The following is a 26081-nucleotide window of genomic DNA, read 5'->3' as shown; positions in this document are numbered from 1 at the left end:
GTAGCGGGAATGAGGAGGTCATTTTGTTTATTTTTTTGAAATCAGATGAAAACCACCCGGATAGGCTTTATTTTCAAGATCATAGGCTGCCATCAGAGCATTCATCGCACTGTCGGGTTTTGCCAGATCGAAATTTCCGGTAACGAAAATATCGCCCATACGCGGATCAAGGATAAAGTTCTGCCCCGGCAAAAGCGGCGAAATCCGTGCGATCAATTCCTCAAGCGACATATCGTTAACCATCCAGCGACCATTCCGCCATCCGGCAATGCGATCCACATCGCGCGTACCATAACGCATGTCACCCGTTGGCAACTGCCACGCGGCACGCCCGGCGGAAAGCTTTGCCAAACGTATGTTGCCGTCACTCTGGCGCAGATCGACCAAACCTTCGCTGACTTCCACCCGGGCGAGCCCCCCCCATTTCGAAGCCACAAAGGCGGTGCCGACGGCCTGGGCGGTAATATCATTCAGACGAACCCGTAAAGGCCGGGATTTGTCAGGAGCAACTTCAATATAAATGCCACCTTCAAGAACCGTAATATCGCGCCCGGTATCATCATATTTGACCGCAAGCCGTGTTCCCGGTTCCATCCAGACCCGTGAACCATCTGTCAGTTCGTGAATTTCGCGGACCGCACTGGCATCGTTGGCCGCGATCAGATCCGGATCGCGACGAAGCCCGCCCAGCACAAACAGACCGACGAGGACCAATCCGATAGCTGCCGCCAGCTTCGGCCGAAATCGGCGTTTGCCGGATCGCATTCCCGGCAATCGCCCCTGCCCGCCTTCAAGTGCGCCAAGACGTTCAAGATCGGCGCGGATGCCGTCAAGATCGACGGGTTGTCTTGCAGTGTTTTCCTGCGCTGGTCGCGGACTATCCGTTACGGCTATTTCCATGCTGCGCCATGTCTGGCGTGCCCGCATCAAAAGCCGCACATTGCCTGAATTTTCAGCCTGCCAGTTCTCAAAAGCCGTCTGCTCACATCGATCCAGATCCCCCTGGTCAAGTCGGATTGCCCAAAAATCGGCAATGTCTTCATTGCTTTGGCAGTCGTCGGGATAGCGAAACTCTGTCATGGCAATGGCGGGATCCGGCAATTGATCGAATAGTTTGATATGTAAAAGACGAATGGCAACGCACAAAGAGGATATTCAGTTTTCATATCGCGCCAGCACCGTTCGACAATGTTTAAGAGCATGACGCAAGTGTTTTTCGACCATATTGCGACTGATGCCAAGGGCTTCTGCGGCCTCCGCCGGGCTGAGATGGTCGCGCTTGCACAGCAGGAAAGCATCCCGGCAGCGCGGCGGCAATCCATCAATCGCCCGACCGACAATAGCGATACGTTGCCGGTCTGCACTTATTTGTTCTGGTGTCACACTATCCCCGATTGCATCGGGTATATCGGCAAGGTCGGCGGGATCGGTAAAATCAAGCGGATTTCGATTGCGACGGCGCAGCGTATCAATCGCCAGATTGGTTGCCATTCGCATCAGATAGGCAGGCGGATTGTCAACGTCGCGCGGGTCGACGGCACGTTTGCGAAGTTGGATATAAAGGTCTTGCAACACATCATGGCTTTCCTCGCCAGCGGGCAGATATTTCTGCACCTGACGCAACAGGCGCCCGTGGTATTGTTGATATATCCCATCCCAGAAACGGTCCCTGACCGTCATGTCTCTCACCGGCTTAATCAATAATGATAACGGTTATCATTTTCATCGATGCTTATACAGCGCACGGTTTCAGGGTCAATCCCAAAAGCAAAAGGCCCGCTTGCGCAGACCTTTGACTTTAAAGTGAGCGGTGATTTGATCAGTCTTCAAAGTGGCCTTTGGCAGCAAAACCACCACCCTGATAGATCACAGCCGGGTCGTGACGGTCTTCGACCGGGAAGGCTGCCTCGATTTCTGCGCGGAAGATCTCGGAACTATCCAGCGGCTGCCAGCCGATCAGTTCGGCATGGTCGTTGCTCCACCATTTGGTGCGGTTGTTCGAAACCCCATACATCACCAGATGGCCGGTCATCGGTGCATCAAACACTGCCTTCATCAGGGAAATGAAGTCACGCGGGCTCATCCAGGTCGACAACATCCGGCGATCGCGCGGCTTTTCAAAACATGACCCGATACGAAGCGAGACGGTTTCAACATCGAACTTGTCGAAATAGTAACTCGCCAAGGCCTCGCCATAGCATTTGGTGACGCCATACAGACTGTCAGGGCGCAGTTCGGATTTGTCATCAAGCTTGGTCGTGCGCTTGTGGAACCCGATGGCGTGGTTCGAACTGGCAAACAGGATGCGTGGCTTGCCGTTTTTGCGGGCACCTTCATACAGGTTATAGGTGCCAAGGAAATTGGCCTGCAGCAGGTCATCAAATGCGGCTTCGACCGAAATCCCGCCCAGATGAATGATCCCGTCGCAATCCTTGGTCAATTCATGGACAGCCGAACGATCCGAAAGATCGCACGGCACGACTTCCTCGCCCGGACCAGCCGGATCCATCGGCGCGATATCCGAAAGGCGCAGCACATCGGCATAGCCTTTAAGCCCCTCACGCAGGATTTTCCCAAGGTTGCCAGCAGCACCGGTAATCAGCAAACGTTTCATTGTCTTCCTCTTTGAAGTCATCTTGCCCCGCGATCAGCCACCACCAAACACAAGGTTCGGCAACGTCAGCGAAATCGCAGGCACATAGGTTGTCAGCATAAGCGCCGTCAGGATCGCCAGATAAAACGGCCAGATCGTCATGACGGCCTTTTCAATCTTCACCCCGCCAATCGCACAACCGACAAACAGGCAGGAACCCACCGGCGGCGTACAAAGGCCAAGGCCCAAATTCATCATCAAAACCATGCCAAACTGGATCGGATCCATGCCAAACTGGGTCGCCAGCGGCAGGAAGATCGGCGTACAAATCAGGATCAATGCCGCCATATCCATGATCATGCCCGCCACCAGCAACATAAGATTGATCAGCAACAGAACCATGATCGGATTATCGGTGATCGATGTAATCGCATGGGCCAGTGCATCGGGCACCTGATAGAAGGCCAGCATATAGCCATAGGCCGATGCACACCCGACCAGCAACATGACAAGAGCCGTCGTTTTAGCCGATTGCTTGACCGCAGCAACAAAGCCCGCCCAATTGAGTTCACGATAAACAATCCCGGTAATGATCAACGCATAAGCCACGCCAATCGCACCGGATTCTGTCACGGTGAAGATACCGCTCAGAACGCCGCCGACAATAATGACCGCCGTGAAAAATCCGGGAATGGCACGAATGGCCGTAACCCCGACAACGCGCCATCCCGGAAACGGAACCGACGGGTAACCGTGTTTTATCGCTACCAGCCAAGTGGCAAGCCCAAGCAACAGACACATGATGATGCCCGGCACCAGACCGGCCATGAACAGCTTGGAAATCGAAATCCCGCCACCGGCCGCGACAGCATACAGGATCATGTTATGGCTAGGCGGGATCATGATACCCGCAATCGACGAGGTCACCGTGACGTTGACCGCATAATCCGCACGGTAGCCTTCCTTTTTCATCACCGGAATAAGGATCGAGCCAAGCGCGGAGGTATCGGCAACAGCAGACCCGGAAATGCCGCCAAACAGCATCGATGAAAATACGTTCACAATGCCAAGTCCGCCACGGCGGCTGCCGACAAGGGCGGTTGCGAACTGTACCAGCCGGTTGGCGATCCCGCCATGCAGCATCAGTTCACCGGCAAAGATAAAGAACGGAATGGCCAGAAGCGAAAAGGCACTGATCCCCGAACCGATGCGCTGAAATGCGATCAGGGTTGGCAGACCTTCGAAGAAGAAAGTCGCAAGGGCAGCAACGCCAAGTGCGAGGGCAACGGGCATACCAATGACAATGCCAATGGCAAACAGGCCCAAAAGAATGGTCATGCCCATTTATTCGGTGTCCTTATCAAGCAATTTGTCACTGTAAAAACGGCTTTGTGCGATGGTGTTCCAGCCACTGAGGATTTTAAGGATATGGACAACGCTGTAAAAAGCGATGCCTGCGCCGCAAACCATCATCGGGATCGACCGCATGCCATCTGGAATGTGAATGATCGGCATTTTCTTGGCCCAGTTAAAGACAACAAGATCATATCCGCCGATAAACATGTAATAGCCAAACACCACCATTGCGGCATAGCTGATCAGGGCCATGACCGCCGCCGCCTTGGGCGGCAATGCATCGCGGAAAAACGATACCGAAAGATGGCTGTTGTCGCGGATACAGGCGGCCGCAACAGGAAAGGTGATCAGAACGATCAGGATCAGAGAAAGCTGCTCGACCCAGGTCGGGGTTTCATTGAGCACATAGCGCCCGAAAACCAGCCAGGCAAAAGCGGGAATAAGCGCCACCAGCGCAATTCCGCCGATCAGATTAAGGATTTTGGCAAGTCTGCCACCCAAACGGTCAAGCATCCCGGTGAGTTGAGAAAACATTCGCACGCCGCCAGAAATGGATTAACGAAAAAGACTGGATACAAGCGTAAAGAAGGGCGGCGAGAATATCGCCGCCCTTCCATGGCTTGATCAATTATTTCTGGGCGTCCTGGATCGCCTTGACCAGACCGGCCAGATCCGGGTTGGCTTTGATGAAGTTGTCATAGACAGGCTTCATCGCATCCTGGAACGCGGCCTTGTCAGCGATTTCGTTCACTTCGATACCGGCAGCAACAACTTTCTCTTTGGACTGTTCTGCACGTTCTGCCCAGGCAGCGCGCTGAACCTTGACCGACTCATCGGCTGCTTCCTGAAGGATTTTCTTTTCGTCATCCGACAGACCGTCATACAGCGACTTGTTGACGCACAGGCATTCCGGAAGGATCAGGTGCTGGGTCACGGAATAGTATTTCGCCGCTTCGAAATGGCCCGAGCTGTCATAAGACGGATAGTTATTTTCCGCACCGTCGATCACACCGGTTTTCAGCGACTGGTAAACTTCGCCATACGGCATCGGGGTTGCGTTACCGCCAAGGGCACCAACCATCTGTACATACAGATCGTTGCTCATCACGCGAAATTTAAGCCCCTTGAGGTCTTCTGGCGTGTTGATCGGGTGCTTGGTGTTATAGAAGGAACGCGCACCTGAATCGTACCAGCCAAGTGCCTGAAGACCCGCATTTGCAAGGCCGTCTGCGATCTGCTGACCTGCCGGACCATCCATGACGTCATGCATGGCATCGACGTTTTTAAAGATGAAAGGCAGCGAAACAACGTTGGCTTCGGGTGCGACTTCACCCAACGGACCAAGGTTGAAAACAGCCCAGTCCAGACCGCCAAGGCGAACCTGCTGGATGGCATCGGGCTGATCGCCCAGAACGCCGCCGTGATAAACCTTGGCTTCAAGGTTTCCACCGGATTTTTCATTGATCAGACGGGCGAATTCCTCCATCCCGGTCGAAACAGGATAGTCTGCCGGATGGATATTCCAGCCGCGCCATTCACGTGCTTGCGCACCGGCAACAAAAGCAACCGACATCGCCGCCGCCGCAAGTGTCAGCGTCGTGGTTTTCATAAACTTGTTCATTGATATTCCTCCCGTGACTTTATGTCGTTTAACGTTAAAGTCTTGTTTTCCCTGATGGGACCAGTTGTTGTCAGAAAACCTTACATCTTGTTACTTGTAACAACAAGTAATGGTTTTTCTGACAACCGAATTTTGCGCGCCATTTGCTTTTGCAGCGTCGCAGAGGTAGTCCCGGCAGAAGCCACCTGCCGGTTCGTGCAGCTTAGGCGACCTCCAATACGTCCTCGCCGAACGCCTTGCAGATAACTTCAGCCAGCATGTCATGTTCTTCTGCACTCAGATCAGTAAGCGGGCTGCGAACCGGGCCGGTATCGCGCCCGATAACCCGCATGCCGGCCTTGACGATTGATACGGCATAACCTGTGCCGCGATCACGGACCGCAAGATACGGATAGAAGAATTCGGTCAGGATGCGGTTCATCGTTGCATCGTCGTCATTCGTCAACGCGTCATAGAATTCCAACGCCTGCTTGGGCAGAAAGTTGAATATTGCCGACGAATAGGTGGTCACACCCGCCGCCTTATAAGCCTTGGCAAAAACTTCGGCCGTCGGCATGCCACCGATATAGGAAAGACGATCGCCCATCGTAACACAAACGCGCGTGACCAGTTCGATATCGCCGTGACCATCCTTGAAACCGACTAGGTTCGGGCATTCATCACACAATTTAGAAAGCGTTTCGGCAGACAGGATCGCATTGTCGCGGTTGTAAACGATCACACCGATTTTGACCGCATTGCAGACCGCCTTGACGCGTTCATACAGACCTTCCTGCTTGGCACCGATCAGATATTGCGGCAGCAAAAGCAGGCCATCGGCACCGGCTTTTTCGCATTCACGGGCCAGTTCGACGGCCATGGCGGTGCCATAACCGCAACCGGCAATGATCGGAGTGTTGCCTGCGACTTCCTTGGCGACACGCACGGTCTGAACGACTTCCGCCGGAGTCAGCGAGAAAAACTCCCCAGTGCCACCAGCCGCAAACAGGGCTGCTGCCGGAAATTGCGCCAGCCAGCCGACATGCGTGCGGTAGGTATCCATATCCAGCGAACCATCCACCTTGAACGGCGTAACCGGGAAAGAAAGCAGACCGGCACCAATTGCCGTTTTCAGTTCCTGATATTGCATAAAACGTCCTTCAATTCACAAGTCAGCGACATAACCTATGATGATTCTATAAATTCATCATATCATTGTGTCAATCATATTACTTATCGACTTTAGTATGGGTGTAAAACCGCCACTTTCCGGGATTATTCACCGTTATCGCCTTTATCGAAAATCATCATACAAACGCAACCTACATCAAAAAGAGACGACTCCCGGAAATTGATATGATGACTTCATTCAAATGCTCCGCTAGGCTGCTGAGAACGCCACGAAAAACACTCCAAAAACAGAAGGATCGGCACAGGGAATGACCGACATCACCAAGGCAAGCCGAATTCTGGCCGATGCTTTCACCCAAAACATTCTGATTGATCCCCTGCCCGACGGTGCCAACCCGACCGACTTCGAAACGGCGTACGAGGTTCAGCAGGCAACCCTTGCCCTGACAGGTGCAAAACAAACCGGCTGGAAGCTCTCGGTGGCAACACGTGCCGCACAGGCGGGGCTTGGGCTTGACGGGCCGTTGATCGGGCCACTGCTTGATGGCCGAATCATTGCCGACGGAGCCACCATCACCACAAATGATGTCCATTTCCCGAATATCGAGGCCGAGATTGCCGTGGTCATGGCGAGCACTCCTGGTGCCAATGCTACCGCCAAAGCGATCCTTGATCACATCAAAAGCGTGCATCTGGCGATAGAGATCGCAGATCGCCGGTTTACCAAAAAACAGGGACCGGTCTCGACATTGGCCGATTTGAATTCCACCGGCTATCTGGTGCTTGGCCCGGAAATTGCCGATTGGCGCGATATGGCGTTTCTGAATGGCCCGGTAGAAACACGGTCCGATGACAAGGTTCTGGCGCAAAACAGCGACCCCGCCGCATGGCCTGATCCGTTTGGCGGATTGGCCTATCTGGTGCGGTTCCTCGCCAAACGCGGTCAGCACTTAAAAGCAGGCGATGTCATCACCACCGGGGCCTGCGCCCCGCCGACCTTGACCAAACATGGCCGTATCAAAGCGATTTTTGAAGGTGTCGGCACCGTGCGCGCCGAAATCAAAACCGCCTGAAAACGTACAGAAAATGGCAAAGGGGCCTTGCGCTGCAAACCGCACGGCCCTTTTGTTTTCAGTATCTATACATCTTCGCGGAACCGGTTGACCGGCACCCCCGCGACATCGACACGCAGCATGACAAGTTTGCCCGCATCGGGGAATTCGGCGCGTTTATCAGCCGGGTAATTTTCCATGTGACTGGTGACATAAAGCGTTTTCATATCCACCCCGCCAAAGCACGGCATGGTCGGATTTGGCATCGGCATATCAATTGATAGCAACAAGGTACCATCAGGGGCAAAACGGTTCAGTTTGCCCGCCGAAACGCCTGCACTCCAATAACAGCCTTCCATGTCAACCGCCGCACCATCCGGGCGTCCGACCGTGTCGTTAAGGTCAAGGAAACGCTGGCAATTACGGATCGCGCCGGTCTTGGCATCAAAATCCCAGCGATTGACCCAAGGCCCACGAGAATCCGAATGATACATAATGCGGCCATCGGGCGACCATGCCAGACCGTTGGAAATCTTGATCCCGCCGACCTTGTGTTCGACTTCCCCCGATCCGGTCACGCGATACAGCGATGCCACGGGCTGCTTGTCGGCATTCTGATCCATGGTGCCGACCCAGAATGCCCCATCCGGGCCGATTTTGCCGTCGTTAGTGCGGCTCATGTCATTATCGCCTTCGACCGCGGCAAGCTTTTCGCGCACCCCGGTTTTCGGATCAAACAGGATAATGTCACTTTTCAGCGCCACGACCAGACGCCCCTGATCGGTCAGACCGAAACAGCCGACTTCGCTTTCAAATGACCAGCTATGGCGCTGCCCGGTTTCGATATCAAGCGCATGGATTTTCTGACCGATGATATCGGCCCAGTAAAGGCGGTTATTGTCGCCGTCCCAGTTCGGGCATTCGCCCAGTTCAAACCGTTCCTCCAGCAGAATGCGGGGCTGCTGTACGGCTGAAATATCACCTGACATGATCCGTTCCTGTATTCTTTCCGACGCAATTCGTCACATGACTTGTGTGCAGGCGCACAGGGGCACTTGTCAACAAATTTGCGTGGAAACTTTACAGGATGTTCTGTGCGTGGAAGTCGCGACGTTACATATCACGCGCATGGTCGGTTACCCGCTGGCGGGCTTGATGCAGGTGATAGCGCATCAGCAATTCCGCGCTTTCGCCGTCCTGTCCACGGATCGCGTCATAAATCTGACGATGTTCCAAAAGAACCTTTTTTACCCTTTCGGCCGATCCGGTGCGCGTGATGTTCAAGGCGACATTCATGGTTTTGGCAATCACGCCATGTAGGGACGTCAGCATGGTGACAAAGATATCATTGCCGCTGGCGCGTGCGATTGACATGTGGAACTCAAAATCCGCCTGATCGGCTATATCACCGGCTGCAATGCCTTCTTCAAGCATCTTAAGCGCACGTTCGATGTCGCGATGATGACGCAGTGTGGCGCGTTCGGCGGCCATGCGCGCGGTTGCCCCCTCGATCGCAATGCGGGCTTCAAAACAGCGCAGTAACCCGGCCACATCATTGATCCCGCCAAACTCGATCAACCCTTGTGGTGGTCGTTTCTTGACGAATGATCCAACGCCCTGACGGGCATAGACCAACCCGTCAGACTGCAATTTGCGCAGGGCTTCGCGCACCACGGGCCGCGACACACCAAAGGATGCACATATTTCATTTTCAGAGGGCAGCTTGGCCCCTTCGGACAGATTGCCCGATACAATCTGCTCAAGTATCTGCCCGTAAAGCTGATCCGCAAGCTTTTCACGCTTCTGGATTTTAAGTTGCAAGCCGGTCATTTCCCCAATCCCCGTCAACTTGTCATCTTGTCATTCTTACTTGTAAGTTTTATCGGCAAACACTTGCAGGGTAAAGGGGAAGCAATCAGTCGACGAGTGAATAATCGCGCCTGCCAATCTGCTCTTCATCCTGATCGACAAGACCATGACCCGATCCGGTCAAAAGGCTTGGCGTAAGCGTCATGACACCCGAAAGCGTATCATGATAGCCCAGCACCCTGACATCGCCGAATTCCTTGAAATCGGGACGATTATGGACGTTTGGCACATGCGATACCGGTTCGACACAAAATGTCTGGCCGTTGTCCGGGATATAGAATTGCAGATTCGCCAACGTATCGCTGGCTTCCAGAAGCAGGCTTAACTGCCGGTCTGCCCGGACCATCGTCGCCTGTTTGTTCCAGCCGATATAATGAATATCAAGCCCCTTGTGATGGCGGATCATTTTTCCATCGGCAAAATCGCGACCAAGATCGATCACCGTGCGCGTAGTGGGTAACTTGCCTTCGTCCGTTCCGAAACAGTCGGTCGCAACAAACTGTACCCACGCACTTTCGCCGCCAGGGAACCATGGATGCAACCCGATCCCATATGGCATCGGGTCCTTGCCAAGATGGCGCACACCGATTTCGATTGAAATGGTATCGTTTGCGACCTTGATCTGCTGCCAGGCGACATAACAAAAACCGGTCTGCGGATCATCATGTTTGTGATTGAACCGGATGGTATCAACCGTTGGACGTTCGATCTCCCAGATGCTTGAAATACCAAATCCGTGAATGGCATGCGGGTCCGGTGCGCGATTTGCCGGAACATTGATGGTTTTGCCATCGAATTCGAACTGGGCATAACCCAGCCGGTTGGCAAAGGGGACCATCGGAAAACATCCAAGATGCGAAGGATTGCCCGATGTCAGGGCATAGTCGTCAACCGGACGCAACAGATTGATCACCCCGTTACCATCGGGACGCACCCAGTCGATGCGCGAAATGGCCCCGCCGCGGGGCACAATTCCGACCCTGAACGGGCCACTGTTCCAGCGATATTCCGGTTCGGCCGATTTGGCCATTGTCGTCGCCTCATCACTATATCAAAATCATATGATGACTTTCCGTCACCAACATCGTAGGACTATTTCAGGATGTTAAATTCATCATTATTAACATCCGGTTCCGATCATAGCGGATTTGCAGAGCAAGAAAATGAGCAACAACTCCGCGCAGAACGCGCCACGAAAAGTTTCGCTGACCGAAAAGGTCATTGCAAGCCTGCGTCACGAAATTGAAAGCGGCATGCGCACGCCCGGCAGCAAACTTCCGACCGAGCCGGTTTTGACCGAACAGTTCGGCGTCAGCCGCACAGTGGTCCGCGAAGCCATCGCGGCCCTTAAGGCCGATGGCCTGCTCGAACCGCGCCAAGGAGCAGGTGTATTTGTGCTGGCTCCCAGTCCGCGCAAACTAGGCAGTACGATCTTTGCCGTCGATTCCGCGCAGATTTCCGATGTCCTGGAAATTCTTGAACTGCGCATGGCCGTCGAGATCGAGGCAGCCGGTCTTGCCTGTGCACGAAGCTCTGCCGCCCAGCAGGCCAAAATATACGAAGCCCTGCAGGAAATGACCGACTGCTTTGAACGCGGCAATCCGACCGAAAAGGCCGATTTCGAATTCCATCGCGCGATTGCCGATGCGACCAATAACCGGCGTTATGTCGAGTTTCTCGAACATCTGGGCGATAAAACCATCCCGCGCGCGCAATTGCGCCGCCGCCCTCCCGAGGTCGAAGACCAGAAAAACTATATGCAGAAAATTCTGGCCGAACATCATCGCATCTTTGATGCAATTGCATCGCGTGATGCCGAAACGGCCCGCACCGCAATGCGCGAACATCTCAGCCAAAGTCAGGCCCGCTATCAAAGCCTGCTGCGGCAGCGCTAGGCAGACTCTAGCTCTGCTCGATCAGGGTGACGATATCACGCATGTCATCGAAAACAATATCGGCCCCGGCGTCATAAAGCCGGGTCGATGCATCTTCACGCTGCCCGGCATAATGCCCGCCCCCGATATAACCGATGCAGGTCATGCCTGCTGCCACGGCGGCCTTCACCCCGGCAATCGAATCCTCGATCACGATTGCCTGATCCGGACGAAACCCCATTTTATCAGCGGCATATAAAAACAGATCCGGTGCCGGTTTACCGTTCAGGACGAAATCGGCACTGTAAATATCGGTTCCGAACCAATGGCCCAGTCCCGTCACCTTCATTGTCCGTTCAAGCCGCTGCACCGAACTGCTTGATGAAATGCAAAACGCGATCTTGCGTTTTTTAAGCGCGGCAAGGACCGTATCGATTGCGTCTGTTTTCCGAAGTTCAACGTCATAGCGGGCAAACAGGCGCTCATAAAAGAACGGCTTGAATTCGAGGGCGATGTCACGTCCGGTTTCAAGGCGGATATGTTCGATCGGGGCGGCACTTGATCGCCCGGTAAAGCGTGCTGCAACTTCTGCTAGACTTAGCGGTGCACCGTAATGATCAAGCACATCGACAAGTGTCGCCAAGGAGATCGGTTCGCTGTCGACCAGGACACCGTCACAATCAAAAAGAACGACACCCTTACCGGTCATGATCGTTGCCAGTGTCTGGGTACGGGCGTTATCTTGGACATTTCCGGGGGCCATGTTGAACCTGGCTTCATTGGGTTTGATGACAAAAGCCTATACAAATGCGAATATCACCGTCAACCAAAATGAGCATTTGACCAAATGATGCACTTTTGCTCAATTACGCATCATGTAAATTTATTGCGGACAAAAAGATACGCGGAAATCGCTTGAAATCAGGGTCGGATTTGCGCTCAAAACGCATCACACTACCAATCGGCCCCGCGGGAGGAAGATCAAATGAGCCCTACAGATAAGTTCATCATCGGTGTGGATGTTGGCACCGGAAGCGCACGCGCAGGCGTGTTTAGCGCCGATGGAAATTTGCTTGGCAGCGCTGCCCATGCCATCGCCATGAACAAGCCAAAACCTGATTTTGTCGAACAGGACTCGGAAAATATCTGGCAATCGGTTTGCCAGTCGGTTCGCGATGCGCTGGCAAAATCAAATATTGCCGCCGATCAGGTCGCAGCCATCGGATTTGATGCCACCTGTTCGCTCGTGATCCGCGATACCGATAACCGTCCGCTTGGCGTAACACCGGGTGGTGCGGATAACTGGGATGTTATTGTCTGGATGGATCACCGTGCCATCCGCGAAGCCGAAGAATGCACCAAAACCGGCGCCAAGGTGCTAGAATATATCGGCGGCACCATGTCCCCCGAAATGGAATTGCCCAAACTGATGTGGCTGAAACGCCATCATCGTCAGAACTGGGATAAAATGGGCGCGGCATATGACCTTGCCGATTTCCTGTCTTTCCGCGCAACCGGCAGCAACGACCGGTCCTGCTGCACGATCACCTGTAAATGGACTTATCTGGCTCACCAGAAATATCCTTGGGATCGCGCGTTTCTTGATCAGATCGGCCTGGAAGATTTCCCTGCCAAGGCCGGAATTGACCGCAAGGCATTGGGTGTTGGTGATCTGATCGGCAATCTGTCAGATCGGGGGGCCGCCGAACTTGGCCTGACCACCGATTGCGTCGTGGGGGCAGGCTTGATTGATGCTCATGCAGGTGCCCTTGGTACGCTTGGCGAATATCTGGATGGCAATCTTGATGAACGCTTTGCCATGATTGCCGGAACATCCACTTGCCATATGGCTCTATCCTCCGAACCGCGTTTCATTAAAGGTGTCTGGGGGCCCTATTTCGGGGCGATTGCGCCGGGTCTTTGGCTCAACGAAGGCGGTCAGTCTGCAACCGGTGCGCTGCTTGATCATATCGTGGCGATGCATCCGTTTTCGCATGACATGGGCCGTGATGCGCACAAGCTTGCAGGGGAAAAACTTTTGCCCCGGATGATGGAAACACCCGATCTTGCGCCCCGACTGCATGTTCTGCCCGATTTTCATGGCAATCGGTCGCCACTTGCCGACTCAGAAGCACTCGGCGTGATTTCAGGTCTCAGCCTTGATCAAAGCGAGGAAAGCTTCCTTGACCTTTACTGGGCAACTGCCTGCGCGATTGCCTATGGCACACGCCATATCATCGATGCGCTGAACGCGACGGGTTATGACATCAAACACATCCATCTCAGCGGCGGACACACCGCAAGCCCGCTTCTGGTCAAGCTTTATGCCGATGTTACCGGATGCAATGTCGTGATGTCCGATTGCGCCGAACCGGTCCTACTGGGTTCCGCCATGCTTGGTGCTGCGGCCCTTGATCCCGAAGGCGGTCTTGCCCTTGCATCGCGCCGGATGGCTGGCAAGGAAACCATCCTCGCCCCGGACCAAACCGCAAAGGACGCCCATGATCGGCGCTATGCCATTTTTCACAAGCTTCATGCCCACCGGCAGGAACTTGATGCCATGGCCGTAGGCTGATTCATCAAAAAAGCCCCGCAACATACACTGCGGGGCTTTTCATTTTGTTCACAAGCCTCATCAGGCCTGAACGGTTTTCTGACGCTGGCTTCCCAGCCCTTCAACACCAAGTTGCATGATATCTCCGGGTTTCAGGAAGCGTTGCGGCGTCATGCCCATGCCAACACCGGGCGGGGTGCCAGTCGTGATGATGTCGCCCGGCTGCAGGGTCATGAATTTCGACAGATAGCTGATCAGATGGGCAACGCCGTAAACCATGGTTGCCGTGCTGCCATTCTGAACGCGTTCGCCGTTCAGCTCCAGCCAAAGGCGAAGGTTCTGTGGGTTGGCAATCTCGTCCCGCGTCACCAGCCACGGGCCAATCGGGCCGAAAGTATCGTGGCTTTTGCCCTTTACCCATTGTCCGGCATGTTCAAGCTGAAACGCGCGCTCAGACACATCATTGACCACGCAATAACCGGCAACATGGGCAAGCGCCTCCGCCTCGGTCACATATTTGGCTTGCTTGCCGATCACGATGCCCAGCTCAACCTCCCAGTCAGATTTTTCCGACCCACGCGGGATTTCGATATCATCATTCGGGCCGCAAACCGCCGATGTTGCCTTGAAAAAGATGATCGGCTCGGGCGGCACCTGCATGCCCGCCTCGGCGGCATGATCGGAATAGTTCAAACCGATGCAAATGAACTTGCCCGGTTTGGCAATACAGGCACCAATTCGCGGATTGCCCGAAACTGCCGGAAGGTTTTTGGGATCAAGGGCTGCGATTTTGGCAAAGGTCGCATCGGAAATGGTATCGGGATTAAAATCCTCGATCACCGCTGAAAGATCGCGGATTACACCATCCGGATCAAGAAGCCCGGGCTTTTCCGCACCGGCAGCTCCAAAACGCAGAAGTTTCATTTACTTATTCCTCCCATGATCGGTTTATTTGCATTCCTCATACAAATAAACCATCCCTTGGTCCAGCAACGATCATTGATCTTGTAAATTAAAAGGGCCGCAGATTTGCGGCCCTCGTTGGGATCACGTTGTGACGATCACACAAGATTGGCTTGGAAAAACTCGGCCGTCCGCGCATTGGCGGTTTCTGCATCCTTCTCGTCGTAATGCGCCCCGCCCTTGCGCGCAAACGCATGATCGCGACCGGGATAGAAATGAAGCTCGGTCAACGGATGGTCATCAAGCGCATCCTTGATAACGGCCTGTGCATCGGCGGGGATATATTCATCATTCCCGGCCAAGTGAATGATCACCGGCTGTTTTATCTTCCCGGCTTCGCCGACATAATTGTTCATGCCGCCGCCGTAATAGACTGCAAAGGCATCGCCATCGGTGCGCGTCGCCGACAGGAAGGTCAAAAGGCCGCCAAGGCAGAAACCGACAACACCTGCCTTACCATTTGCACCATCAATCTTGCGTGCTGCCGTCAGGGTTGCCGCAATATCCTCGACGCCTTTATCGACATTGAATGCCTGATAATAGCCAAATGCCTGTTTCCATTCTTCTTCGGTCTTGTCGGTGATTTCGATCCCCGGCTCGATCCGCCAGAACAGATCAGGACAAACCGCGATATAGCCCTGTTTGGCATAATCATCGGCAATTCCGCGCATGACGGCATTCACACCAAAGATTTCCTGAATAACCACCACCACCGGTGCCGGTAATTTGGTCGGCATGGCGACATAGGCATCGAAATTTCCGTCCGGCGTCTGCACGGTCAGCTTGCTGGTCATGATGATCCTCCTTGTCGATATCGGATTTTCCGGCGACGCCGGTTCTTTCCCTGATGAGGTATTGGATCATACTGATTTCGCAAGGGCGTAGTAGAAATCCCTGCCCCTCAGATCAGTTTCGCCACGGATTGACCGCACGACGATCCACCACACCGGGGACAATCCCGCGTGCCGCGTTCGATACATGATCCATCACATTGCTGGCCGCGATATCGAATTGACGCGCGATCATGCGTTTTTGCCGTTCGGCAAATAATGGCGCACGATCGTCCAGATCAACCGGGCTTCCGGCCGTTTCGGTGCCTGCAAGGAACGCATCGCGATCCAGCCAATCAAGCGTATTTTTGGTCAGATCAAGACGCAACACATCACCATCACGCAAATGACCGATACCGCCCCCCACGAATGCCTCTGGCACCATATGGCCGATACATGCCCCCTTGGTCACGCCGGAATAACGACCATCGGTGATCAGCATGCTGGATGCTTCAAGGATGCGATGGTGGCGCAGATTCTGTGAAGGTGAAAACATTTCCGGCATGCCATAGGCTTCCGGCCCCTGCCCGCCAATCACAAAGGCAAAGGACAAATGCCCCTGTGCCAGCATGTCCTTGGGCGCATCCATATCAACCCGGTTGCCGCCATTGCGCCGGACCACGGCAGCAATCAGTTCTTCGTCCACGCCATCGGTTTCAATCAAACGCGTCACCAGATCGGGCGAGGCAAAATCAGCGTTACAGACATGCTCGTTTTCGTAATAACGCACGATGAAAACGTGATTGTCGAAATGTTCGATCAGTTGGTCACTCATGCCCGATGTCTTGACCGCACAATTTTCAAAGAAGCTGCCGGTCAGAACATCCACGCCGGACCGCTTGCGTACAGGGGTCGCCCGGATAACCGACTTATCACCCAGCGACAGATCAACGGGTTTTTCAAGATTGGCAATCCTCTCCCCCCATGTTTTGCCCAGCACCGTCGGCGCATCCAGATCCATCGCCACACCAAGGTCGGCAAGAACGCGATAGATACTTTCCATACCGCGATTTTTGCCTTCGGCCATTTGCTGGGCCAGAACAAAGGTGTCTCGATTTTCCGTCAGGCTATGGGCGAAGATTTCCGGCACCGGTGTTTTAAGACGCACATCCTGATAATCATCAATCGTCACGTCAAACCCGGCATAGCGCATCATGAAGGGCAAATGCAGCAGCATGTTGCTGCTTGACCCCGTGGCATTATGAATACGCACGAAATTGGCAAAGTTGCGTTTCAACAGATTGCTGATCGCATATTCGGGTTTGTTGAAGACCCCAAACAGCGCATCAATCCCGGCCGCCACTGCCGCATAGGGCGGCACATCGGTCAGCAACTCCAGCTCCGGCGGTGTCAGGCCAAAGGCAGCCAGCATCGTCCGCGATGAATTGCCCGTGCCGTTAAAGGCGCAAATTCCCCCCTTGGAATCACAGGTCGCCCCGGCAAGCTCATCAAGAACCCGGCGCTCCATCTTGCCATCGATAATGCCCAATAACCGCGCCCGGTCCAGCAACCCGGCAAAGGCTTCGTCAGACGTGCATTGCAGGATATAGCGCATGTTTTCTCGAATATCGGAACCAAGGTCATCATGCCTGGCCCGATCCGCGTCTTCGGCAATTTTATCCAGCAAACGGCGGGTTCCATCGGGAATTTCCCCGCCCTTCAGAACGTGGGACGGGGCGAACACCGCCCAGACCGGAGCCTGATCACCACGATATTTGCGTGCCTGATCGGCGGCCGCCAAACCGGCCACTACCGCGGCGGGGGATTTGTCGCACCCGGCAATGACATAAGCCGCATGATAACTGTGACCTTCAAAGGTGATATTGACCGCAGCAGCCGTGTGGTTGCGCGACGCCAGGGAATAGCTTTGGCCGATATTGTTCTGCGCGGTGCCATCACAAATCACCGGCACATGAAACAGGAACGGCACCCCGCCCATTTCCCATATGCGAATTGCTGCCATCAAAGCCTGTGGCCGATCCAGCAAATGCGCCGGATGATCCGGGGCCCCGCCAATAATCGCAATGCGTGGCCGGTTTTCCACCAAACGCCCGACCACATCGCGGATTTCGGGCACATTGAATTTCCGGTCGCTGGCCACAACCGGGTTTTCATTCACCGCATCACGCAATAGTCGAACAACAGTAATCGGCTGATTAGCCAGCCCCTGAATACAGTCGCGATAGGGATTGGCTTTTTCGTCGATGGTAATGGTATTAGGGATGGATCGGGATTGGGGCATGATGGACTCTGACTGCGGGAAGCGGGACGAAATGGTGCGAATTTATTTGATTGGTGGCAGACTATCAGACAAGTCCACCATCGACGATAAAGCTTTGTGACGAACATGCCGATGATACGTCAGATGCTAGGAAAAGTACCATCTGCGCAACATCATCCCCGACAAGACGGCGTTTGACGCATTGCTGTTCCTGAATGCGTTCCTCGTCCGCGGGGCTGATCCAAAGGTCAAGCTGGCGCTGGGTAATAATACAGCCCGGAATCACGGTATTGACCCGAATGCCATCCGCACCCCAGTCACGTGCCAAGGCGCGTGTCATGCCGACAATGCCAGCCTTGGCGGTTTCATAACCGACCAGATCGGGCAACCCCATCAAGTAACTTACCGAACTGAAATTAATGATGCTGCCACGGCCCTTTTCGGCCATGCCCTTTGCCACGGCACGCGAACAGAAAAACTGATGTGACAGATTGACATCAAGCTTGTCACGCCATTCATCCGGCCCGGTTTCTTCTGGACTGTGGCGGTCATCGCGGGCGGCATTATTGACCAGCACATCAATCGCACCGATTTTCGATGCCATTTCGGTAACGGCCCTGGGAATCCGAACCTGATCACGCAGATCAAGCGACATATAATGCGGGCGCACGGCCAGATCGTTTTCGATTTCGGCACACAGTTTTCCCGCGGCAGCATCATCGATATCAAAAAAGCCGACCCGCGCACCCTGCGCACAAAAAGCCCGGACGATAGACGCCCCGATGCCCGACGCGCCACCGGTCACCAGAACCGATTTGCCCTCTATGTCGTGATAACTCGCTGTCATGACGTTCCCTGACTTGTTTTCATCTTTTATTTTTCACTATCAAATTAAATGCTGCGCTGCACCAACTCAAATCCGCCTGAAATCAACCAATGATGCGGATTAACGGTGGATTTGAGCGTAATAAGCGAGATTTTTAATTTATTCATTAAAAAAAATTTGACAGGACGGATCGAAGGCGTCAACATTTTTTCGACAACAAAAATAAATGTCACTGCAAGACACATATCATTCAGGGAAGAAACAGATGAAAAAACTCCTCTCCTCGGTCGCACTGGCCGGTGCCGTGCTGTTTTCCGCTAACGCCTTTGCCGACGATCTGATCGTTGGTGTCAGCTGGTCGAACTTCCAGGAAGAACGCTGGAAAACCGACGAAGCCGCCATTGTGAAGGCGCTTGAAGCAGCTGGCGCACAATATATCAGCGCAGACGCCCAAAGCTCGCCCTCCAAACAGCTTTCCGATATCGAAAGCCTGATTTCGCGTGGTGCAGATGCCTTAATCGTTCTGGCACAGGATTCCTCATCCATTGGTGCTGCAGTAACGCAGGCGATCAATGAAGGCATTCCGGTGGTTGGCTACGACCGCCTGATCGAAGACCCGAACGCCTATTACATTACGTTCAACAACAAGGAAGTCGGCCGTCTTCAGGCCGAAGCCGTGTTTGCCCAGCAGCCGAAAGGCAATTACGTATTCATCAAAGGCGCACCGACCGACCCGAACGCCAATATCCTGCATGAAGGCCAGCTTGAAATCCTTCAGGCAGCAATTGATAGCGGCGATATCAAGGTCGTCGGCGAAGCCTATACCGATAGCTGGCAGCCAGCTATCGCCCAGCGCAACATGGAACAGTTCCTGACTGCCGCCGACAACAAGGTTGACGCCGTTGTCGCCTCGAATGACGGCACAGCGGGTGGCGTTGTGGCCGCCCTTTCCGCTCAGGGCATGCAAGGCATTCCGGTTTCCGGTCAGGATGGCGATCACGCCGCCCTTAACCGTGTTGCGCTTGGCACCCAGACGGTTTCGGTCTGGAAAGATGCCCGCCTTCTGGGACAGCGCGCGGCCGAAATCGCGGTTGAACTGGCAAAGGGCACCAAACTGGGGGACGTCGAAGGAACCCAGGATTGGAACAGCCCGAACGGTGTCACCATGAAGTCCTACTTCCTTGATCCGGTCGCGATCACCAAGAACAAGCTTGATCTTGTGATCGACGCGGGCTGGGTATCCAAGGACGTCGTCTGCAAAGGGGTTGAAAGCGGCAAGGTCGCTGCCTGTAACTAGGCAGGTTTCCTCCCTCCGACCTTGTTAAACCCCGGGGCCGGCCGCATCTGATCGACCGGCCCCGCTGCCTGACGAGCATTTTACATGACAAGACTACTTGCCAAGATGGAAGTCGACCGCCGCCTTGTGGGGCTCGCCGTTGTGCTTCTGGTTATCTGGATCGGCTTTGACATCGCATCCGGCGGACGCTTCATCACCCCGCGCAATATCTTCAACCTGTCGGTTCAGACGGCATCCGTTGCCGTGATGGCGTGCGGGATGGTGCTGATTATCGTCACCCGCCATATCGACCTTTCGGTCGGTGCGATACTGGGTGTTCTTGCGATGATCATGGGTGTCGTGCAATCCGACATCCTGCCGCAATTCCTTGAATACAACCACCCGATGACATGGATCATCACCCTTCTTGTCGGGTTGGTGATCGGGGCGACAATTGGTGGCATACAGGGGCTTGCCGTTGGTTATCTTGGCGTTCCGGCCTTTATCGTGACCCTGGGCGGGCTTCTGGTCTGGCGCGGGGCGGCATGGTGGGTCACGCAAGGGCGTACTGTTGCCCCGCTTGATCACAATTTCATGCTGCTGGGCGGCGGGATCGAAGGCACGATTGGCGCAACCTGGAGCTGGATTGTCGCAGCCATCTCCATTGTCGCCATCATCTATGCCGCCATCATGGAACGTCGCCGCAGGCTTTCCTTCCAGTTCCCGGTCAAACCGATCTGGGCGGAATATACCAATACACTGATCAAGGCCGGGCTGGTTCTGGTGGCGATCATCACATTGAACGCCTATCATCTACCCGAACGTGCAGCCGAACGCATTCTTGAAGATCGCGGTATTCCGGTGACGCCGGAAAACCTTATGATTTCGCACGGCATTCCGATTCCGCTTCTGATTGTTGCCCTTGTGGCGATTGTTCTGACCATCGTTGCCAAACGCACCCGGTTCGGGCGCTACGTTTTCGCCATGGGCGGCAACCCACAGGCCGCCGAACTGGCAGGCATTAACGTCAAACGCATGACGGTTGCGGTTTTTGCCCTGATGGGAGTTCTGTGCGCGATCAGTGCGGCGATTTCATCGGCACGCCTGCAATCGGCGGGCAATGACCTTGGCACGCTTGACGAATTGCGCGTGATTGCCGCGGTTGTGATCGGCGGAACGTCGCTGGCCGGCGGTGTCGGCACCATCTATGGCGCGCTGATCGGTGCCCTTGTGATGCAAAGCCTGCAAAGCGGCATGGCGCTTCTGGGTGTTGATACATCACTGCAAAGCATCGTCATCGGCCTTGTGCTTGTCCTTGCCGTGTTCAGCGACAAATATTTCCATCGTCGTTATAGCGACCCGACCAGTTAGGAGTATGGGGAAATGAACGATATCAAAACCGGTCAAAGCCCGCTGGTCGAAATGCGCGACATCCATATCAGCTTTGGCGGGGTCAAGGCGGTCGATGGGGTTTCCATTGATCTTTATCCCGGCGAAGTCGTCGGCGTTCTGGGTCATAATGGCGCTGGCAAATCAACCCTGATCAAGGTGCTTTCGGGTGCATATAAGGCCGACACCGGCCAGATCATTGTTGATGGCCGCGAAGCCAAGATTGAAAACGCCCGCGATGCGCGCGACAACAATATCGAAACCATCTATCAGAACCTTGCCCTTGCCGATAATCTTGATGCCGCGCAGAACCTGTTTCTCGGCCGTGAAATCGTTGATAAATTTGGCTTTCTTGACGATGCCGCGATGGAACACAAGGCGCGTGAAGTGCTTCATCGCCTGAACCCGAATTTCCATAAATTCACATCCCCCGTTTCTGCACTTTCGGGCGGGCAACGGCAATCGGTGGCAATTGCGCGTGCCCTTTTGTTCGAAGCCCGCGTTCTGATCATGGATGAGCCCTGTGCCGCCCTTGGCGTGCATGAAACCCGCATGGTCGGTGAACTGATTGATCAGCTAAAACGTGACGGTCTCGGTATTTTGTTGATCAGTCACGATCTTCATGATGTGTTTGATTTGTCTGATCGTTTGCATGTTATGAAGAACGGCAAGCTGGTCGGCACCGTCCCGACCAAAGATGTTACCCATGATGACGTTCTTGGAATGATCATTCTGGGCAAAATGCCCGATCATCTTTTGCATCTTGCCGGACCGGGTGCCACCAACGCCCCGAACAAAGAGGCCCTTCAATGACTATCGACTTCCCAAATACCGCAAGCGACATCCTGCCCGACGATCATGGCAATGCCATTCTGGTTGGTCGCGTCTGGGACCCGCGCGTTTCCGGCCCGACCCCGGTTGTTGTCGATCAGGGCAACCTTCGCGATATCAGCAAACTGGCCCCGACCATCAGTCAGCTTCTTGAACGCGATGACCTGGTATCGCAGCTTCGCAATCCGTCCGGTTTCCCGCTGGTGGGTACGCTTGATGACGTTGCAGCAGCATCCAAACCCGGCGCCGGATCGCAAACACTTCATTTGCTCAGCCCAAATGACCTTCAGGCGATCAAGGCCAGTGGCGTGACATTTGTCGCAAGCCTTCTGGAACGTGTGATCGAAGAACAGGCGCGTGGGGACGCCAGCAAGGCCGATCTGATTCGCACCGAAATCACCGGCATCATCGGCGATGACCTGTCGCAAATCGAACCGGGATCGAAAAAGGCCGCAGACATCAAGGAAGTCCTGATCGCCAAAGGCGCATGGTCGCAATATCTGGAAGTCGGGATTGGCCCGGATGCGGAAATCTTTACCAAATCCCCGCCGATGTCCGCCGTTGGTCATGGCGCGCATGTCGGCCTGCATCCGATTTCAAACTGGAACAACCCGGAACCCGAAGTAGTTCTGGCTGTCAGCTCAAAGGGCAAAATCGTCGGCGCAACCCTTGGCAATGATGTCAATCTGCGCGACGTCGAAGGCCGCTCCGCCCTGCTTCTGGGCAAGGCAAAGGACAATAACGGCTCCTGCGCCATCGGGCCGTTCATCCGCATTTTTGATGGTAATTTCACGCTTGAAACCGTCAAGCAGGCCGATCTTAAAATGGCGGTCGACGGACAGGATGGCTATCACCTTGATGCCGGAAGCTCCATGAGCCAGATCAGTCGTTCACCCGAAAGCCTCGCCGCACAGGCATACGGCAAACATCATCAATATCCGGATGGCTTCATGCTGTTTCTGGGCACGATGTTTGCTCCCACCGATGATCGTGGCGGCAAGGGCAAGGGCTTCACCCACGAAATGGGCGATCTCGTTACCATTTCGACCCCCTGCCTCGGCAAGCTTTGCAATCAGGTCGAGCGGTCCGATACCATTGCGCCATGGACCTTTGGCATTACGGCACTGATGACCAATCTGGCCGCACGTGGATTGCTTTAACCCACTGCATCACCAGCTTGCCAAAACGATAAAAAACATGCCCTTATCCGGAACCGGGTTTGCCCCCGGTTCCGATCCCGCCTTGCAGAATAACAGGCCCCGCCGATGAGCCGTCGAACCGATCACGATACCCCACGCCAGCCATCCCAGATTGCCATTCTGCGTTTTCTGCGTATTCATGGCCCTGCCGCCCGTATCGATATCGGCAACGCCACCGGATTAAGCCCGGCGACAGTAACATCGCTGACCGCCGATCTGATTGCCCAGGGGCTGGTAAAGGAAACCCAAGGCACACCAAACGGCACAAATGGCAATAGCGGCCAAAGTGCCACGCGCGGCCGCCCCAAGGTTTTGCTTGATCTTGTGCCGAGCGCGGCCTGCGTGATTGGTGTCAAGCTGACGATCAATCTGGTTGAAATCGCACTGGGCAATTTCAAGGGCGAGATTGAACGCAGCATCCAGCACAGCATCAACACCCGTGATCTTGATGAAACATCGCTGGTCACAACACTTTGCGATCTGATTGATCAGTTCATTTCCGATAACCGTGACATTGCACCAAACCCGCCCATCGGGATCGGTATCGCCATTCAGGGCGTTGCCGACAGCAACAGCGGCGAAATCATCTGGTCACCGGCCCTTCGCAATCGACATATCGCAATCACCAAACCGTTGCGCGAACGCTTTGGCGGCATTGTACAGATGTCAAACGATGCTAACTGCATTGCAACTGCCATCACCCAGAATAACGATCTTGGCGGCAATGGTGATTTTGCCGTCATCATGCTGGGCTACGGCGTCGGCATGGGGCTTGTCCTGAACGGGGCGGTGTATAATGGCCATTTTGGCGCTGCCGCCGAATTCGGTCACATGAAATATCAACCCGACGGGCCGCTTTGCAATTGCGGGCGACGCGGTTGTATCGAAGCCTATATCGGGGATTACGCCATTCTGCGCGATGCCAGTGGCCTGATTGATATGCCCGATGCCAACAACCTGCATCCCAGCGAAAAACAGATGATGGATCTGGTCAAACGGGCACGCGACGGCCACGAAGACCTTGCCGATCTGTTCCGCCACGCCGGAAAGGTACTCGGATATGGCATTGCCAATCTGATCGCCCTTCTGGGACCGGAACGCATCCTGATCACCGGGTCCGGCGCGCGGGCCTATGATTTGATGGAGCCGGAAATCGAACGCGGCCTTCGCGAGGCACAGGTGCCGGAACTGCGTAACGGGCCCAAGATCATCCACCTGCCGTGGGACAAGGATCTGGCATTGCAGGGTGCAATCGGCCAAAGCCTTTTGCGCCATGACGAAAGCATGTTTGCCAATCCACCGGCAAACTGACCGGATCATTTGGCTAGACCTGAAATGCAAAAAGCCACCCGAAACGGGGCGGCTTTACGCGATATTCAGCAAAGCATAACGGGATCAGCGACCCGTTTTTTTGCGCCATGCCTCATAATTGGCTTTGGTTTCGTCCTTGGTCGCCGGATAAAGGCCGATGATCGGCTTGCCGGCCAGAACTTCTTCCAGAACGAAGTCCTCGAAGCTCTCCATGCCTGCGCATTCTTCGGCCAGTTCGTCGGCAAGATGGGCCGGAATGACAACAACGCCATCCTTGTCGCCGACCAGAACATCCCCCGGGAAAACCGGCGCATCGCCACACCCGATCGGCACGTTAAGGTCATAGGCCTCGTGCAGGGTCAGGTTGGTCGGGGCCGACGGACGGTTGTGATAGGCGTGAATATCAAGTTTGCCAATACCCTCCGCATCGCGGAAACCACCATCGGTGACGATACCGACAACGCCGCGCTTCATCAGGCGGGTCACAAGGATCGAGCCCGCCGATGCCGCCCGGGCATCCTTGCGGCTATCCATCACCAGAACATGACCAGCCGGGCATTGTTCAACCGCAACACGCTGCGGATGGTTGGGATCACGGAAAACCTCGATCGGGTTGCGATCTTCACGCGCCGGGATATAGCGCAGGGTATAAGCCTGCCCGACCATGTTTTCGCCTTTGGGCGCAACCGGGCCGACATCCTGAATAAACTGGTTCCGAAGGCCGCGTTTAAAAAGGGCGGTGCAAAGCGAGGCCGTGCTGACCCGTTTAAGCTTCTCGCGCGTTGCGTCGCCAAGGACATAATCGCTCATTATATGAACTCCGTAGGTACGCCGGGGCGTAATCATCCCGGCAAATCAATGAAATACGATCAGGCCAAATCAGCCGGCAGGACATCCGCCGGGATGTTCTGATAGCAGACCGGACGCAGGAAGCGACGGATCGACATGGTACCAACCGACGTCGCACCGAAATTGGTCGATGCCGGGTATGGCCCGCCATGCACCATGGTGTCGCAAACCTCAACCCCGGTCGGGAAACCATTGGCCAGAATACGCCCCGCCTTGCGTTCCAGGATCGGCAGCAGCGAACGCGCATCCGCCGCATCCCCGCCATCCATATGGATCGTGCAGGTCAGCTGACCTTCAAGCGCCCTGGCAATCGCCTGCATTTCGGCAATGTCCTTGACCCGGACAACAAGCCCAAGC

Annotated in this window: 24 protein-coding genes and 1 pseudogene; 8 read left to right on the top strand and 17 right to left on the bottom strand. The window is 54.7% G+C overall.

Features of this window, described 5'->3' with window-relative positions; genetic code table 11:
* Nucleotides 1–27 precede the first annotated feature (27 nt).
* From ABIE64_RS20955 to kdgD, 7 genes are all read right to left on the bottom strand, one after another.
* Nucleotides 28–1080: a FecR family protein gene (locus ABIE64_RS20955; protein WP_354378510.1), complete on the bottom strand. Its 1053-nt coding sequence runs from the start codon at nt 1078–1080 to the stop codon at nt 28–30.
* A gap of 75 nt (nt 1081–1155) precedes the next feature.
* Complete coding sequence (locus ABIE64_RS20950) at nt 1156–1680, bottom strand: RNA polymerase sigma factor (RefSeq protein ID WP_354378509.1); 525 nt, start codon at nt 1678–1680, stop codon at nt 1156–1158.
* Between the two features lie 139 nt (nt 1681–1819).
* Nucleotides 1820–2614 carry an NAD-dependent epimerase/dehydratase family protein gene (locus ABIE64_RS20945; RefSeq protein WP_037988600.1) on the bottom strand — a complete coding sequence of 265 codons (795 nt, stop codon included), beginning with the start codon at nt 2612–2614 and terminating at the stop codon, nt 1820–1822.
* A gap of 33 nt (nt 2615–2647) precedes the next feature.
* The gene (locus ABIE64_RS20940) at nt 2648–3937 is read right to left on the bottom strand and encodes a TRAP transporter large permease (RefSeq protein WP_007091572.1); all 1290 of its coding nucleotides are present in this window, start codon (nt 3935–3937) and stop codon (nt 2648–2650) included.
* Nucleotides 3938–4483, bottom strand: coding sequence for a TRAP transporter small permease (locus ABIE64_RS20935; RefSeq protein ID WP_354378508.1), 546 nt, complete (start codon nt 4481–4483; stop codon nt 3938–3940).
* A gap of 94 nt (nt 4484–4577) precedes the next feature.
* A complete protein-coding gene (locus tag ABIE64_RS20930; protein ID WP_354378507.1) occupies nt 4578–5570 on the bottom strand; it encodes a TRAP transporter substrate-binding protein in 993 nt (330 codons plus the stop codon).
* Nucleotides 5571–5772: 202 nt separating this feature from the next.
* Entirely contained in the window at nt 5773–6699 is a 927-nt protein-coding gene (gene kdgD, locus ABIE64_RS20925; protein ID WP_354378506.1) for a 5-dehydro-4-deoxyglucarate dehydratase, read from the bottom strand.
* 289 nt (nt 6700–6988) lie between these two features.
* Between kdgD and ABIE64_RS20920 the strand changes: the two genes are divergently transcribed.
* A complete protein-coding gene (locus ABIE64_RS20920) occupies nt 6989–7753 on the top strand; it encodes a 2-keto-4-pentenoate hydratase (RefSeq protein ID WP_354378505.1) in 765 nt (254 codons plus the stop codon).
* Between the two features lie 65 nt (nt 7754–7818).
* On the opposite strand, the gene ABIE64_RS20915 is transcribed toward ABIE64_RS20920, so the two are convergent.
* The 3 genes from ABIE64_RS20915 to ABIE64_RS20905 all read right to left on the bottom strand — a co-directional run bounded on the left by ABIE64_RS20915 (nt 7819) and on the right by ABIE64_RS20905 (nt 10631).
* Nucleotides 7819–8721 (bottom strand): SMP-30/gluconolactonase/LRE family protein, encoded by a 903-nt coding sequence (locus ABIE64_RS20915; RefSeq protein WP_354378504.1) that lies wholly within the window; start codon nt 8719–8721, stop codon nt 7819–7821.
* Between the two features lie 124 nt (nt 8722–8845).
* Complete coding sequence (locus ABIE64_RS20910) at nt 8846–9562, bottom strand: FadR/GntR family transcriptional regulator (RefSeq protein WP_007091578.1); 717 nt, start codon at nt 9560–9562, stop codon at nt 8846–8848.
* A gap of 85 nt (nt 9563–9647) precedes the next feature.
* Nucleotides 9648–10631: an aldose epimerase family protein gene (locus ABIE64_RS20905; protein ID WP_354378503.1), complete on the bottom strand. Its 984-nt coding sequence runs from the start codon at nt 10629–10631 to the stop codon at nt 9648–9650.
* 133 nt (nt 10632–10764) lie between these two features.
* Between ABIE64_RS20905 and ABIE64_RS20900 the strand changes: the two genes are divergently transcribed.
* On the top strand, nt 10765–11496 hold the full coding sequence (locus tag ABIE64_RS20900) for a FadR/GntR family transcriptional regulator (protein WP_037988586.1): 732 nt from the start codon (nt 10765–10767) through the stop codon (nt 11494–11496).
* Between the two features lie 7 nt (nt 11497–11503).
* On the opposite strand, the gene ABIE64_RS20895 is transcribed toward ABIE64_RS20900, so the two are convergent.
* Nucleotides 11504–12238: an HAD family hydrolase gene (locus ABIE64_RS20895; RefSeq protein WP_354378502.1), complete on the bottom strand. Its 735-nt coding sequence runs from the start codon at nt 12236–12238 to the stop codon at nt 11504–11506.
* Nucleotides 12239–12460: 222 nt separating this feature from the next.
* On the opposite strand from ABIE64_RS20895, the gene ABIE64_RS20890 reads away from it, so the two are divergent.
* Entirely contained in the window at nt 12461–14050 is a 1590-nt protein-coding gene (locus tag ABIE64_RS20890; protein WP_071240605.1) for an FGGY-family carbohydrate kinase, read from the top strand.
* 60 nt (nt 14051–14110) lie between these two features.
* Here the strand turns inward: ABIE64_RS20890 and ABIE64_RS20885 are convergent, their stop codons facing one another.
* From ABIE64_RS20885 to ABIE64_RS20870, 4 genes are all read right to left on the bottom strand, one after another.
* Entirely contained in the window at nt 14111–14953 is an 843-nt protein-coding gene (locus tag ABIE64_RS20885) for a fumarylacetoacetate hydrolase family protein (RefSeq protein ID WP_354378501.1), read from the bottom strand.
* A 137-nt stretch (nt 14954–15090) separates the two neighbouring features.
* The gene (locus tag ABIE64_RS20880) at nt 15091–15786 is read right to left on the bottom strand and encodes a dienelactone hydrolase family protein (RefSeq protein WP_071240607.1); all 696 of its coding nucleotides are present in this window, start codon (nt 15784–15786) and stop codon (nt 15091–15093) included.
* A gap of 112 nt (nt 15787–15898) precedes the next feature.
* Nucleotides 15899–18064 (bottom strand): dihydroxy-acid dehydratase domain-containing protein, encoded by a 2166-nt coding sequence (locus ABIE64_RS20875; protein WP_354378500.1) that lies wholly within the window; start codon nt 18062–18064, stop codon nt 15899–15901.
* A 64-nt stretch (nt 18065–18128) separates the two neighbouring features.
* Nucleotides 18129–18890 carry an SDR family NAD(P)-dependent oxidoreductase gene (locus tag ABIE64_RS20870; RefSeq protein WP_354378499.1) on the bottom strand — a complete coding sequence of 254 codons (762 nt, stop codon included), beginning with the start codon at nt 18888–18890 and terminating at the stop codon, nt 18129–18131.
* A 244-nt stretch (nt 18891–19134) separates the two neighbouring features.
* On the opposite strand from ABIE64_RS20870, the gene xylF reads away from it, so the two are divergent.
* The 5 genes from xylF to ABIE64_RS20845 all read left to right on the top strand — a co-directional run bounded on the left by xylF (nt 19135) and on the right by ABIE64_RS20845 (nt 24875).
* Nucleotides 19135–20166, top strand: a complete 1032-nt coding sequence (xylF, locus tag ABIE64_RS20865) for a D-xylose ABC transporter substrate-binding protein (protein WP_354378498.1) — start codon at nt 19135–19137, stop codon at nt 20164–20166.
* Nucleotides 20167–20250: 84 nt separating this feature from the next.
* Nucleotides 20251–21516 carry a sugar ABC transporter permease gene (locus ABIE64_RS20860; protein ID WP_202965941.1) on the top strand — a complete coding sequence of 422 codons (1266 nt, stop codon included), beginning with the start codon at nt 20251–20253 and terminating at the stop codon, nt 21514–21516.
* Nucleotides 21517–21528: 12 nt separating this feature from the next.
* Nucleotides 21529–22347: an ATP-binding cassette domain-containing protein gene (locus tag ABIE64_RS20855; RefSeq protein ID WP_071240612.1), complete on the top strand. Its 819-nt coding sequence runs from the start codon at nt 21529–21531 to the stop codon at nt 22345–22347.
* Nucleotides 22344–23525, top strand: coding sequence for a fumarylacetoacetate hydrolase family protein (locus tag ABIE64_RS20850; RefSeq protein ID WP_063094573.1), 1182 nt, complete (start codon nt 22344–22346; stop codon nt 23523–23525). The genes ABIE64_RS20855 and ABIE64_RS20850 overlap by 4 nt, the downstream gene beginning before the upstream one ends.
* A 105-nt stretch (nt 23526–23630) precedes the next feature.
* Nucleotides 23631–24875, top strand: coding sequence for an ROK family protein (locus ABIE64_RS20845; RefSeq protein WP_354378497.1), 1245 nt, complete (start codon nt 23631–23633; stop codon nt 24873–24875).
* A gap of 84 nt (nt 24876–24959) precedes the next feature.
* On the opposite strand, the gene ABIE64_RS20840 is transcribed toward ABIE64_RS20845, so the two are convergent.
* Nucleotides 24960–25685 carry a ribonuclease activity regulator RraA gene (locus tag ABIE64_RS20840; protein WP_354378496.1) on the bottom strand — a complete coding sequence of 242 codons (726 nt, stop codon included), beginning with the start codon at nt 25683–25685 and terminating at the stop codon, nt 24960–24962.
* A gap of 59 nt (nt 25686–25744) precedes the next feature.
* Nucleotides 25745–26081, bottom strand: a pseudogene (locus ABIE64_RS20835) (aldehyde dehydrogenase (NADP(+))); the annotation flags it as partial.

This window comes from Thalassospira sp. MBR-102, assembly GCF_040549275.1.
Classification (GTDB): Bacteria; Pseudomonadota; Alphaproteobacteria; order Rhodospirillales; family Thalassospiraceae; genus Thalassospira; species Thalassospira xiamenensis.
Note: the sequence above shows the minus strand (reverse complement) of the source record. Positions and strands in the feature narration are given on the sequence as shown.

Coding starts and splice junctions, on each gene's coding strand:
- ABIE64_RS20955 (WP_354378510.1), bottom strand. CDS start 1,080: ATGACAGAGTTTCGCTATCCCGACGACTGCCAAAGCAATGAAGACATT.
- ABIE64_RS20950 (WP_354378509.1), bottom strand. CDS start 1,680: ATGACGGTCAGGGACCGTTTCTGGGATGGGATATATCAACAATACCAC.
- ABIE64_RS20945 (WP_037988600.1), bottom strand. CDS start 2,614: ATGAAACGTTTGCTGATTACCGGTGCTGCTGGCAACCTTGGGAAAATC.
- ABIE64_RS20940 (WP_007091572.1), bottom strand. CDS start 3,937: ATGGGCATGACCATTCTTTTGGGCCTGTTTGCCATTGGCATTGTCATT.
- ABIE64_RS20935 (WP_354378508.1), bottom strand. CDS start 4,483: ATGTTTTCTCAACTCACCGGGATGCTTGACCGTTTGGGTGGCAGACTT.
- ABIE64_RS20930 (WP_354378507.1), bottom strand. CDS start 5,570: ATGAACAAGTTTATGAAAACCACGACGCTGACACTTGCGGCGGCGGCG.
- kdgD (WP_354378506.1), bottom strand. CDS start 6,699: ATGCAATATCAGGAACTGAAAACGGCAATTGGTGCCGGTCTGCTTTCT.
- ABIE64_RS20920 (WP_354378505.1), top strand. CDS start 6,989: ATGACCGACATCACCAAGGCAAGCCGAATTCTGGCCGATGCTTTCACC.
- ABIE64_RS20915 (WP_354378504.1), bottom strand. CDS start 8,721: ATGTCAGGTGATATTTCAGCCGTACAGCAGCCCCGCATTCTGCTGGAG.
- ABIE64_RS20910 (WP_007091578.1), bottom strand. CDS start 9,562: ATGACCGGCTTGCAACTTAAAATCCAGAAGCGTGAAAAGCTTGCGGAT.
- ABIE64_RS20905 (WP_354378503.1), bottom strand. CDS start 10,631: ATGGCCAAATCGGCCGAACCGGAATATCGCTGGAACAGTGGCCCGTTC.
- ABIE64_RS20900 (WP_037988586.1), top strand. CDS start 10,765: ATGAGCAACAACTCCGCGCAGAACGCGCCACGAAAAGTTTCGCTGACC.
- ABIE64_RS20895 (WP_354378502.1), bottom strand. CDS start 12,238: ATGGCCCCCGGAAATGTCCAAGATAACGCCCGTACCCAGACACTGGCA.
- ABIE64_RS20890 (WP_071240605.1), top strand. CDS start 12,461: ATGAGCCCTACAGATAAGTTCATCATCGGTGTGGATGTTGGCACCGGA.
- ABIE64_RS20885 (WP_354378501.1), bottom strand. CDS start 14,953: ATGAAACTTCTGCGTTTTGGAGCTGCCGGTGCGGAAAAGCCCGGGCTT.
- ABIE64_RS20880 (WP_071240607.1), bottom strand. CDS start 15,786: ATGACCAGCAAGCTGACCGTGCAGACGCCGGACGGAAATTTCGATGCC.
- ABIE64_RS20875 (WP_354378500.1), bottom strand. CDS start 18,064: ATGCCCCAATCCCGATCCATCCCTAATACCATTACCATCGACGAAAAA.
- ABIE64_RS20870 (WP_354378499.1), bottom strand. CDS start 18,890: ATGACAGCGAGTTATCACGACATAGAGGGCAAATCGGTTCTGGTGACC.
- xylF (WP_354378498.1), top strand. CDS start 19,135: ATGAAAAAACTCCTCTCCTCGGTCGCACTGGCCGGTGCCGTGCTGTTT.
- ABIE64_RS20860 (WP_202965941.1), top strand. CDS start 20,251: ATGACAAGACTACTTGCCAAGATGGAAGTCGACCGCCGCCTTGTGGGG.
- ABIE64_RS20855 (WP_071240612.1), top strand. CDS start 21,529: ATGAACGATATCAAAACCGGTCAAAGCCCGCTGGTCGAAATGCGCGAC.
- ABIE64_RS20850 (WP_063094573.1), top strand. CDS start 22,344: ATGACTATCGACTTCCCAAATACCGCAAGCGACATCCTGCCCGACGAT.
- ABIE64_RS20845 (WP_354378497.1), top strand. CDS start 23,631: ATGAGCCGTCGAACCGATCACGATACCCCACGCCAGCCATCCCAGATT.
- ABIE64_RS20840 (WP_354378496.1), bottom strand. CDS start 25,685: ATGAGCGATTATGTCCTTGGCGACGCAACGCGCGAGAAGCTTAAACGG.